General features: G+C 60.4%; 10 protein-coding genes. 3 read left to right on the top strand and 7 right to left on the bottom strand.

Annotated features, from left to right (window positions below; all coding sequences use genetic code 11):
- The 4 genes from ABX749_RS07995 to ABX749_RS07980 all read right to left on the bottom strand — a co-directional run.
- On the bottom strand, window positions 1-1,279 hold a 1,279-nt coding region (locus ABX749_RS07995), incomplete at its 3' end, for a homoserine O-acetyltransferase (RefSeq protein WP_372895513.1).
- The gene (locus ABX749_RS07990; RefSeq protein WP_372895512.1) at window positions 1,276-2,580 is read right to left on the bottom strand and encodes an O-acetylhomoserine aminocarboxypropyltransferase/cysteine synthase family protein; all 1,305 of its coding nucleotides are present in this window, start codon (window positions 2,578-2,580) and stop codon (window positions 1,276-1,278) included. The genes ABX749_RS07990 and ABX749_RS07995, both read right to left, overlap by 4 nt.
- 85 nt (window positions 2,581-2,665) lie before the next feature.
- Window positions 2,666-3,796 (bottom strand): S1C family serine protease, encoded by a 1,131-nt coding sequence (locus ABX749_RS07985; protein WP_372895511.1) that lies wholly within the window; start codon window positions 3,794-3,796, stop codon window positions 2,666-2,668.
- A gap of 5 nt (window positions 3,797-3,801) precedes the next feature.
- Window positions 3,802-5,193, bottom strand: coding sequence for a Gfo/Idh/MocA family protein (locus tag ABX749_RS07980; protein ID WP_145212482.1), 1,392 nt, complete (start codon window positions 5,191-5,193; stop codon window positions 3,802-3,804).
- Window positions 5,194-5,411: 218 nt separating this feature from the next.
- On the opposite strand from ABX749_RS07980, the gene ABX749_RS07975 reads away from it, so the two are divergent.
- The 3 genes from ABX749_RS07975 to ABX749_RS07965 all read left to right on the top strand — a co-directional run bounded on the left by ABX749_RS07975 (window position 5,412) and on the right by ABX749_RS07965 (window position 8,359).
- The gene (locus ABX749_RS07975; protein WP_372895510.1) at window positions 5,412-6,452 is read left to right on the top strand and encodes a TIGR00266 family protein; all 1,041 of its coding nucleotides are present in this window, start codon (window positions 5,412-5,414) and stop codon (window positions 6,450-6,452) included.
- Window positions 6,453-6,788: 336 nt separating this feature from the next.
- Window positions 6,789-7,196: an SseB family protein gene (locus tag ABX749_RS07970; RefSeq protein WP_372895509.1), complete on the top strand. Its 408-nt coding sequence runs from the start codon at window positions 6,789-6,791 to the stop codon at window positions 7,194-7,196.
- Entirely contained in the window at window positions 7,193-8,359 is a 1,167-nt protein-coding gene (locus ABX749_RS07965) for a hypothetical protein (protein ID WP_372895508.1), read from the top strand. The genes ABX749_RS07970 and ABX749_RS07965 overlap by 4 nt, the downstream gene beginning before the upstream one ends.
- A 213-nt stretch (window positions 8,360-8,572) precedes the next feature.
- Here the strand turns inward: ABX749_RS07965 and ABX749_RS07960 are convergent, their stop codons facing one another.
- The 3 genes from ABX749_RS07960 to ABX749_RS07950 form a co-directional block, all read right to left on the bottom strand.
- Window positions 8,573-9,529, bottom strand: coding sequence for an AEC family transporter (locus tag ABX749_RS07960; protein ID WP_372895507.1), 957 nt, complete (start codon window positions 9,527-9,529; stop codon window positions 8,573-8,575).
- Window positions 9,530-9,723: 194 nt separating this feature from the next.
- The gene (gene solA / locus ABX749_RS07955) at window positions 9,724-10,869 is read right to left on the bottom strand and encodes an N-methyl-L-tryptophan oxidase (RefSeq protein WP_372895506.1); all 1,146 of its coding nucleotides are present in this window, start codon (window positions 10,867-10,869) and stop codon (window positions 9,724-9,726) included.
- Between the two features lie 54 nt (window positions 10,870-10,923).
- On the bottom strand, window positions 10,924-11,429 hold a 506-nt coding region (locus tag ABX749_RS07950), incomplete at its 5' end, for a DinB family protein (RefSeq protein ID WP_372895505.1).

Genomic DNA, 11,429 nt, shown 5'->3' with positions numbered 1-11,429 from the left:
TGTGAAGTGCGGCCAGCAGGTGACCATCTCCACAGCCCAGGTCGAGCACCGACGCGCCGTCGGGAATCTCGGCGAGGATCAGCTCTTCGACTTCCGAGATCGAGGCCGGCGCGGTGTCGATGTCACCGAGCCGAGCTTGCACCAACGGTCCGTACTGGGCGATGTCTTCGGCGATCAAAAAGGAATCGTGACCTCGCGGCGTGGTGATTTCGCCGTAGGTGACCGGCTTGCCCAATGCCGTCAGCGCGTTGACGATGTCACGTGACTGGTCCGTGGTGAACAACCAATCGCTGCTGAAGCTGACGACCAGGAACTGGCAATCCGCATCGTTGAATGTTTCCATCAATTGCAGTCGGTTGACGCCTAGATCAAACAGATCCATCGCCATCGTCAGCGTGACATAGCTGTTGGCATCAAAACGCGTGGTGAATTTTTGGCCTTGGTGGGCCAAGTACGAACCGATGCTGAATCGTTGTTCGAACACGGACACGATTTGCCGCGGGTCGTGGCGATCGGAGCCGAACTTTTGCTCCATCGCTTCGGTCGACAAATAGGTCACGTGACCGAGCATGCGTGCGATGGCCAGTCCCGTGTTGGGCCGTTTGGGTTTGTCGTAGTATTGGCCACCGTAAAAATGCGGATCGGTTTGGATGGCGTTGCGGCCGATGATGTCAAACCCGAGCGCTTGGCTGGTCAGCCGCGCGCTCGAAGCGATCACGACGCACAGATTGGTCGAATCGGGATGTTGGGCCACCCAAGCCATCGCCTGATGGCCGCCGAGCGAACCGCCGACGATGGCGTGCCAGCGGCCGATGCCCAGATGATCGGCCAGCATCCGCTGGACCGTGACCATGTCCCCGATCGTGATCCGCGGAAAGTCGGCGCCAAACGGTTGGCCGGTTTCCGGGTTCAGATCACTGGGGCCGGTCGTGCCGCGACAGCCACCCAGGACGTTGGGGCAAACGACGAAGAACCGATCGGTGTCGACCGGTTTGCCGGGGCCGATTAAATCGTCCCACCAGCCGGGATCGTCGTCCGGGTCGTGCCGTGCGGCGTGGGAGTCACCCGAGACGGCATGGCAAACCAGGACGGCGTTGGAAGCGTCGCGGTTGAGTGTGCCCCAGGTTTCGAACGCGCAGCAAACGTTGCTCAGGCGTCCGCCCAGTTCCAGTGCAACATCGCCGTCGAAGGTCACCGAGCGGACATGCTTGAGCGGTCCGACGACGCGGTCGTCGTCGGTGCTTGCGAACAGATCGGTGGTGGAGTCGGACTGGCTCACGTCGCCGCGGCGAGGGCCTGTTTCAGGTCATCGATGATGTCTTGGACGTCTTCGATCCCGACCGAGACCCGAACGTATTCGGGAACGACACCCGCCTTGGCTTGTTCTTCGGCCGTCAACTGTTGGTGCGTCGTGCTGGCCGGGTGAATCACCAATGTCTTGGCGTCGCCGATGTTCGCCAGGTGTGAACAAAGCTTGCAGGCGTTGATGAATTTCTTTCCCGCTTCCATGCCACCCTTGATGCCGAATCCCATGATCGCACCCTGTCCGTTGGGCAGGTATTGTTGTCCGCGCTGGTAATCCTTGTGCGATTTCAATCCGGGGTAATTCACCCACTCGACCGCGTCGTTGGACTCCAGGAATTCGGCGACCTTTTGAGCGTTCTCGCAGTGCCGGGGCATCCGCAGGTGCAGCGTTTCCAGACCTTGCAGGAATAGGAATGCTGCGAAGGGACTCATCGCCGCGCCGGTGTCACGCAACCAGTGCGTTCGGGCATGCAGCAGGTAGGCGATGTTGCCCATCGGACGCAAATGCTCTTCGAAGACGGCACCGTGATAGGACGGAGACGGCGCACAGAACTCCGGCCATTTTTCCGGTTGGTCGGCCCATTTAAAGTTACCGCTGTCGACGATCGCGCCGCCGATGTGTGTGCCGTGGCCGCCGATGAATTTCGTCGTGCTGTAGATCACGATGTCGATCCCGTGCTCGATCGGTTTGAGCAACATCGGGGTCATCACGGTGTTGTCACACAGCACGGGGATCGCGCCGTGGGGAGCGCTGTGTGCGGCGTCGGCGATCGCTTTGAAATCCGGCACGTCGTTCTTGGGATTGCCGATCGATTCCATGTAGACCAGACGCGTGTTCTCGTCGATCAAGCCATGAATCTGTTCAGGATGATCGGGGTCAAAGAAACGAACTTCGATGCCCAGGCTTTTGAAGGTTTGCGTGAACAGGGTCCAGGTGCCGCCGTAAAGCGAGGTGCTGCTGACGATGTTTTGTCCGCTGTGGGCGATCGTCAGGATTGCGGCCGTGATCGCGGCTTGTCCGGAGGCGAAGCACAGCCCGGTGACGCCGCCGTCGAGTGCCGCCAGCCGTTTTTCCAGCACATCCACGGTGGGATTCATCAACCGGCTGTAGATGTTCCCGAACTCGGTCAGCCCGAACAGGGCGGCGGCATGGTCGGTGTCGTTGAAGGTGTAGCTGGTGGTCGCATAGATCGGCACCGCGCGGGCGTTGGTGGTCGGGTCGGGTTCCTGGCCGGCGTGCAACGCCAAAGTTCCTGGGCGATAATTCTCGCTCATCAATTCGCTTCCTGGGGACGGTGGTTTGTCGAGAGGGGCGAACAGTTTAGGCCAAACCGACGGGACTGACCACGGTGCGGGCGGCCTATTGCAGCACGACGTCGACGGTTTCGGTCTGGCCATCCCGCAAGAATTGCACCGTGACCGTCTCGCCGACGCGGTGGTGCTCCAAGGCTTCCAGCATGTCGTTCATGTCGCGAACGGTTGCGTCGCCGATCTTTTGAATGATGTCGCCGGGCCGGACCAAACTGGATTGTCCGATCACGGTTTCCCGTAGTCCGGCGCGATCGGCGGGGCCGCCGGGGACGATGTGCAAAATCAGCACGCCCTCGACGCCCAGCCGCGTCGTAACGACTTCGCTGAGTTCACGGTTGACGCGGATCCCCAGCTGCGGCGGCTCATAGCGACCGTTGGCGATGATTTGCGGGACGACCCGGTTGACCGTGTCGACAGGGATCGAGAACCCGACCCCTGCCGAGGTGCCCGAGGGGCTGTAGATGGCCGTGTTGACTCCGATCAACCGCCCGGCACTGTCCAGCAACGGGCCGCCGGAGTTGCCGGGGTTGATCGCCGCATCGATCTGAATGACCTCTTCAATTGAACGTCCCGTCGGGCTGTCAATCGAGCGGCTCTTGGCCGAGACGACTCCGGTGGTCAGGGTTTGGCTAAGTCCGAATGGATTGCCGATCGCGAACACCGCCTGGCCGACCAGCAAGTCATCGCTGGTGCCGATGGCCACCGGCAGCAATTTCGCAGCCGGGGCGTTGATCTTCAGCACCGCCAGGTCGTGATCGGCCGATCCGCCGACCAAGATCGCTTCGTAGGACGATTGATCCCAGAGCACGACTTTGGCCGAAGAGGCTTCTTGCAGGACATGGAAATTGGTCACGATGTGGCCGAATTCGTCCCACATGAAACCGCTGCCCGAGCCCGCATCGACTTCGATGGCCCGCCGCGAGAACGGGCTGGCGACGCGTGATCGAGTCGTCAGGTAAACCACCGATGGGCTGACCGTGCGAAACAGTTCGACCGTCGATTGTTCGAAGGCCGCCAAATCACCTCGCGGGGTGATCGCGCGAGGTGTTCCGCTGGCGGCCATTCCGATCCCCAGCCAAACGCGGACGGTCGGCCAGACAAAGACCACGGTGACCAGCGTCAGCAGCAGCCATGTCAGGCGAAGCTGACGACGGAGATCGATCGCGTCTTCGGACTGCATCGGCTTTAGCCCATGTCGATTTCGTAGCCGCTGCGGTACGGCCTGGCGAGCATGCTGTTGGCTTGCGAATCACCGACGATCTGCTCGCTGGCGTTGTCCCATTTCAGTTCACGACCGAGTCGTGCGCTGATGCCGGCCAAGTGACAGACGTTGAGCATTTCCATGTGGGTGTGGACGTCGCTGATGGGCTCTTTCCGTTCTTTCGCACAGTGCAGGAAGTTGGCCCAGTGAGCCGCCCGCTCGTTCCGCTCCATCGGCAGGTTCTTGTACACCTTGGCGATCGCGTCTTCGGGCAGCGGGTTGTCTTTCAGATCTTCGACCGGTTTGCCAACCAGCTTGCCACGATTGACAAAGATCTTGCCCTTGTCGCCGGTGATCAGCACGCCGTTGTCGGTGTCGTTGCGGATGATCATCTTGGTGCCGCCGGGATACATCACGTTGAACAGGAACGCGGTCGCGGTGTTGTAGCGGTCATTCATCACGGGCTTGCCGTCTTTGAATTCGACCGGATGGGTGGCGGTGCCGCCGATCGACAGCGGGCCTTCGGTTTGACCGTTCAGTTTGAGCGCCCAGTTGCAAATGTCGACATGGTGCGCGCCCCAGTCGGTCAGTTTTCCGCCGCTGTATTCGTACCACCAGCGGAATTCGTAGTGGCAGTTCGTGTTGCCGCGGCCACGATTCTTTTGGCTCGGCAGATTGCGGTAGTCGACCTTCGGGGCCGGCCCCAACCAGCGATCCCAATCCAGTCCTTCGGGCACTTCGGCGACGGGGATCGGAGGGCTGGTGGGTGCACCGCCGATTGCGGCTTGGACTTCACGAATCGTTCCGAGTCGTCCTTCGTTGACGATCGCCATTGCTTTGACAAACAGATTGAACGTACTGCGCTGTTGCGTTCCGACTTGGACGATGCGTCCGGTTTCCTTCTGAACCTTGCGGATCAACTTGCCTTCGTCGATCGTCAACGTGAGTGGTTTTTCGCAGTAGACGTCTTTTCCGGCCAGCATGGCTTCGATCAGTGGCTTGGTGTGCCAGTGGTCGGGGGTGGCGATGTGCACCGCGTCGATATCCTTGCGGTCGAGCAACTCGCGATAGTCGGACGACTGTACGGCTTTGCCGCCGCTGTGTCGTTGGCTGAAGGACTGGCGGCGACCGGCGTCGACGTCACACACGGCGACGACGTCCACCCAGTCTTTGGCGGAGTTCATGTTGCCGCCCGCCATGCCGCCGGCACCGATGACGCCCATCGCGACGCGGTCGTTCTTGCTCTTGGTTTCGTCGGCCAGCGTTTTCGGCGTCGAATAAAAGTAAGGGACCGAGGCGGCGGCCGAGGCGGCTGCGGCGGTCTTGAGGAATTGGCGACGTTCTTGGCGATGGTTCACCTTGGATCGCTTGGTCATCGGAATGCCTTTATGATGGGGGACTGGATTGGTGTGGGAAATTTGCAGATCAGGACTGGATATCGGGACGGCGCGAACGAGCGGGGATCGGTGGCAATCCACGGTTCGCGTTCGGTATCGGAGCCAGCGCCCTATGGTAACTGCTAATGGGCCCTTTGGGGCAGCCTGCGACCCAGCGAAAAGTGACCATCTCGTTAATGTTTGGAGGAGAGGAAACAGTGGAATTTGACTGTCCGATGTGCGGAAAACACTACCAGGCCGGTGAAGAGATGGCGGGGAAAGACGTCAATTGCAAGGCCTGTCGCCAGACGTTCCGTGTCCCGGGAGGCTCCTCGACCGCTCCGTCGGGTGGTTTTTCCGGTCTGAATTCGACCACCGACGGCGATGATCGGTTCTCAGCCGGCGAGATCGAAATGAGCACCGCGCCGGTCACGATGCGGGGCGGTCAATCGGGGGACGGGGTCAGCCGGCGCAGTGACGAGATCGATTATGAAGTCTTCGGCCACGAGACCCAATACGTCGAAATCACGCTCGATCCGGGAGAGCAGACGATCGCCGAAGCGGGCGCGCTGATGTACATGACCGAAGGCGTCGAGATGGCGACCGTCTTCGGCGACCCGTCCAAGCAGGACAGCAGCCTGTTCGGCAAGGTCTTGTCGGCGGGCAAGCGGGCGCTGACCGGCGAGGCACTCTTCATGACGACCTTTACCAATCAGGGCCGCGGGCAAGCCAAGGTCGCCTTCGGAGCACCCCATCCCGGACGCATGATTCCGCTGCACCTGGATCAACTGGGCGGCGAAATCATCTGCCAAAAAGATGCCTTCTTGTGCGGGGCTCGCGGGATCACGGTGGACATCGCCTTTCAAAAGAAGATCGGTGCGGGGCTGTTCGGCGGCGAAGGTTTCATCATGCAGCGGCTCAAGGGCGACGGCATCGCGGTCATTCACGCCGGCGGAACGATGATGTACCGGGAACTGGAACCCGGCGAGACGCTGCGGCTGGACACCGGGTGCTTGATGGCGATGGGGCCATCGGTCCACTACGACATCCAGTTCGTCGGCGGCCTGAAGAACGCGTTCTTCGGCGGCGAAGGGCTGTTTCTGGCGACCGTTCGCGGCCCCGGTCCGGTGTGGTTGCAATCCCTGCCGTTCTCGCGGTTTGCCGGGCGACTCGCCGCAGCGATTCCCTCGGCCGGAAACACCCGCAAGGGCGAAGGCTCGCTGTTGGGCGGGTTGGGCGAAATGTTTATGGGAGATTGAGACGGTGTGCCCCGCGAAAGCGGGGGACGTGAGTCGGTCCAGCGGGACGCGTGACGGCTTGTTGATTTAATCAGCCGTTTGGCGCGAGCCTACGGGCGCCGGAGAGTAATTGACAAGATGAATGCCCGTACGCTTGCGCGCTCGCGGCTAATCCCACGTGCGATCGGATTAAATCAACAAGCCGGTGAGCGACCGGCGCGAGGTGAATGCTCGGCCAACCCGCGCCACGCTGCTGACGCGGCGTGCCGGGATGACGGGTTTGCTTTTTCGTGCCCGGCTGCGATAACTAGGGGATCACCACTCCGGCCCAACCGCCCCCAAAAACCTGCGAGCCAAATGATGTCCGAATCGACCGAATCTCTCGAATCAAAACTGGCGCTCGCGATCGAGCAGCGCGACGCCGTTCTGGTTCGTCAATTGTTCGACTCGGCAGAGTTTGTGCTGCTGACGATGTCGGATGAGGAAGATGATGATGACGAAGAAGGTGCCAGCGTCTTCAGCACCGAACTGGACGGGATGCATTTGTTGGTCGCATTCACCAACGAGCAAGCCGCCGGAGATTTCGTCCATTCGATGGAAGAAATGTACGAAGAGGGAGACGAGATCGAAGGCTACGTCCTCGATGGCGACGCGCTGCTGCAATACATGCCTCCCGAACACGGTTTGTATCTCAACCCCGAAAGCGATGAATCGCTGGTGATCGATCAAGAACTCTTGGACTTGGTGCAAAAATCGGAGGCGTGACGCCCAATCCCTATCAGGCTCCGCTGACCGATTCGCTTGCCGCCCAGCAATCGCCCCCGCCCAGTCACTTCATTCCAGGCCGATTGAAATTCAAGGGCCAGGTGACGCCGCAGCATCATCGTGATGCGGTCATCAAAGCGGGAATCCGAACCGAGTATCGCAACACGACGCGCGTCATGCTCGTCCTGGCCGGCTTGTTCGCGCTGTTGTCCGGCGTGCTGGTGTTGGTCACCGGCAATCTGGACGCCACCCACCTGCTTCGCACGCTGCTGGCGACCGCCGTGCTGCTCGTCGGTGTTGGCCTGTTTTGTCGCCACCAGCGTTGGTTGATCGGGACCCGCGTTCCGAGCTTTCAGCTCGCCTTGGGGCCGATTCATGGCTGGATCGACCGAGACGGTTTGTGGCTCGAAACCGAGCAGAGCCAAGCCTATTGGCCGCTCTCCAACCTCGTCTCCTGCGCCGCAACGCATGACCTGTGGGTACTCAGCTTTGGAAAGGAGCAGACGTTTTGGCAAACGCTTCCGATCGATGCGTTCGCCGACCCGGCATCGGCCCGAAGCGTGGCGGCGGATCTGCAGCAAGCCTTCCCACCCCAGTTGCCACAACTTCTTGACGAACGGAAACGAACGCCGCCGGAGACTGTGTGCCTGTTTTCGATGCCTGGGGATGCGATCGAGTTTGAAGGAAACTTTTACGAGGACTGTGCACGGGGAACGCGTTTGTTGAAGGCGACTAAACAAGCGGTGGTGCGGACTTGGGTCGCGTTGGCCGTCCTTCTCGCCAGCTTGTTGCTGAGCATCTTTGTGCTGACGGGGTTTCGCACGCTGTATGTCGCGCTGGCGGCACTGTGGATCGCCATCTTGGTGTCGAGCATCTTGGTGCGAGTCTGGCGCGCGCGTCGTGCGGCAAAACAAAAAGGCCGGATGATCGCTTGGTATTCCAAGGGCTGGCTGGATGACCAAGGGTATTGTGCAATGACGTCTCTGGGGCAAACACGGGCGACATGGCAATTCTTTGATCACGTGGAAATCACCGAGGACTCCATCGGGCTGTATCCCCACGAGAACGACGTCGCCTGCTGCCTGGTCTCGCGTGAACAGTTTGCCAATACCGACGATTGGAACCGAGCGACCGAGTTGGTGCGTGGGAAGTTCGTGGCGTAAGCTGGAAGCTTGCGGCCTGTTGATTTAATCAGCCGTTTGGCGCGAGCCTACGGGCGCCGGTGAGTAATCGACATGATGAATGCCCGTACGCTTGCGCGAAACGGCTAATCCCACGTGCGATCGGATTCAATCAACAAGCCGCTTGCGAGGAAAGCAGTGGACAAGCTGACGCTTGGGGAGTCGCAAGCTGGAAGCGTACGCCACTTGCAGACACTAGGTCAGCCACCAGGCTCCGACGGCGAGCCAGGTGGGGATCAAGACGATGCCCGCGACGGAGGTCCACAAGACGACTCGCAAGGAGGTTTCGGTGTCGCGCCCGTAGAGCTTGGTCAAGACGATCGGAAAGACCGCCGCCGGCATCGCCGCCTGCAACATCACGACTGTGCGCAGGTCGGGACTTTGCACCAACCAGCCACCCACGCCCAGCATCAACAGTGGCAAGATCAGTTGCCGGACGCCGATCCCCGCCACGATCACCCGCGCGTCGGCCAGCCAGGATTGATCACGGATGAAGTCGACGATGATCGCACCGCTGAGCAACAAGCCCAACGGTATCGCGCACGAGCCGAGTGTCCCGATCGCCGTCGCCACGGGAGCCGGGATGGACTGTGCCCACCCCATGGAACTGAGAAAGATGGAGAACACGACCGCCCACAACGGTGGGCTGATCAACGTCTTTTTCCAACCGTCGCGGCCCGAACCACTGATGATTGCAATCCCAATGCTCCACAGCGCCATCGTGACCCCCACGTTATGCAGAATCAGATCGATCATCGCGGTGGGATAAAACTGTTCGGCCAACGGCAGCGGGATGTAACCGTAATTGCAAATCCCCGCGCTCAAGGCGAAGGCTCGCTGAGACGAATCGCTGACCAACCCGAACCAGCGACCGACCGCCGAACGGGCAAACCCAAACGCCAGAAACAATCCAAGGGCGGTCGACACGAATCCGAACAGCGGGGGTTGCCATGCGGTGGAGATCTCACCGATCTCACTGCTTTGCGAAAACTGGTGCACAAAGTACGCCGGCAGCATGACGTTGGCGGTCAGATTGGCCAACGTGCGATCGGCTTCGGCGGTCAACCATCCGAGCGACCGGCAAGCGGCCCCCACGCCCATCACCAGAAAGACACCGAGGACGGACGCGATGATGGGCCAAAAGTCTTGCATGCCGCCCAACATAAACCCAAGCCCTCGCGGGCGTAAGAAGTCGTCGCGGCAAGGTGAAAATGCGAACCGACTGCCGCCGGGCAATGGGGATGATGGTTCGTTTAAGGTGAATCGTGTTCGTCGGGGTCGTTTGGAGACAAGGAGACAAGGAGACAAGGAGACAAGGAGAGAGGGAGAGAGGGAGAGAGGGAGAGTTAGATTTGGTGTCGTTTCTCAAGGCGTAATAGCGAGGTCTCTAGGGTTGTCTGGCCGTCGAGGGCGAGTTGACTGGCGATTTCGCCGAGCACGCTGGTGAATTTGAATCCGTGGCCGGAGAGTCCAGCGACGATCACGACCTGGGGGTGGTCCGGATGCACGTCCACAATGAAGTGTTCGTCCGGCGTCACCGTGTAGTAGCACCCGACTTGTGCTTGCAGGTGATTGCCGACGCCGGGCAAGAACGCGTTGAGATAGTCTTCGATCAATGATTGGTCGGTGCCATCGGGCGGGTGGGGGGACGTCGGAGTCGTGACCGGTGTTCCGCCGCTGTGCCGCGAGACTTTCAATCCATCCCGTTCGTTGGAAGGGAAACCATAGAAGTACCCCGTCGGGGTTTCATGAAAGAAGCAGGGGAAACCGTCGCGTTGATCGTAGCCCGTTTGTTGCGGTGCATACCAATATTGGTACTTGCGGAGCACACTCAAACGGATCCCCAACCCGGAAAGCAGTTGCCCACTCCAGGGGCCGCCGGCGATGACCAGTCGCTCGGCGTGTTCGACGCCGTCGTCGGTGGTCACTTCAACGCCGTGTGGGGTCGCGCGCCAATGACGAACCGGTCGCTCATGTTGCAGCGCCGCCGATGCCTGTTCGGCCAGGCGTAGATGGGCGTCCACACATGCTTCGACGCGCAAGTACCCGGCGTCTTTTTCGATCACGGCCTGCCAGTGGGCCTGTGAGTGCAACGCTCGTCCGGCCAATCCAGGCCAACGACGCGCGACCTCGGCGATCGAAAGTTCTTCGATCGCCAGTCCATGCTCCGCGGCGCTTCGCAACACACCGGGAATGACCACGCCGTCCTTCGGACCCAATTCGACCAAGCCCGTTCGATGAAACAGATGCTCATCGACGCTCTGTTCCAGTTCGTACCAAAGTTCATAGCCGCGACGCAGCAACGGAACGTAGGACGGATGTTCGAAATAGGCTTGGCGAATGATGCGCGTCTTGCCGTGCGAGCTGCCATAGGTGTGGAGGCGGTGGTGCTGGTCCAGCCCCAGAACACGGCAACCCCTGGCAGCCAAGTGATAGGCGGCGGCGCTACCGACTCCGCCGAGCCCGATCACAATCACATCCCAATTTGCCATCGCAGACTCTTTCGTTGTGAAGGCACGAAACAGAGCGGCTCGGTACAGCGCGGCTCATTCGTCCGGCCAGCCGGCCAATTCGAATTTCTTTTTCGTGTTTGCCGTGTGGTCGTCGTAGTGTCGATCCATTTGCCGCAACAGTCCTCGCAATGTCCAGCGGCTTCCCGGTGCCCTGACGTCGAGATTGATGCCGCGAAGCAAGTAGGCGAACCGTCGCGTGAAGTCGCTGACACGTTGCATTTGTCGTGCCTCTTCCTTTCCGTCCCAATCAGGGTGGGCTGGGACGTAGTCGGGCGGCATCTGTTTGGGATTCAAATCCATCACCGGAATCGTCGGGTCGAGCGCGTGATAGATCTGCGAAAAGAATAGGAGCTGACGCCCCATCATGTGCTCGGCATTCCAGCGTGGCGTATGCGTCCCGTTGGCGGGCCGGAAATTCAATTGATTCCCGCTCAAGCGGCTGAACACGGCTTGGGAGCGATCGCACGACGCTTCCATTTGCTTCATCAGCGTTTCGAGTTCCTCGGACAGCTCGTGCGGCTGGTGGTTCAACTTCACCA

This window comes from Stieleria sp. (genome assembly GCF_041595215.1).
Lineage (GTDB): Bacteria > Planctomycetota > Planctomycetia > Pirellulales > Pirellulaceae > Stieleria > Stieleria magnilauensis.
The sequence above is the reverse complement of the archived record's forward strand: the minus strand, read 5'-3'. Positions and strand labels throughout refer to the sequence as shown.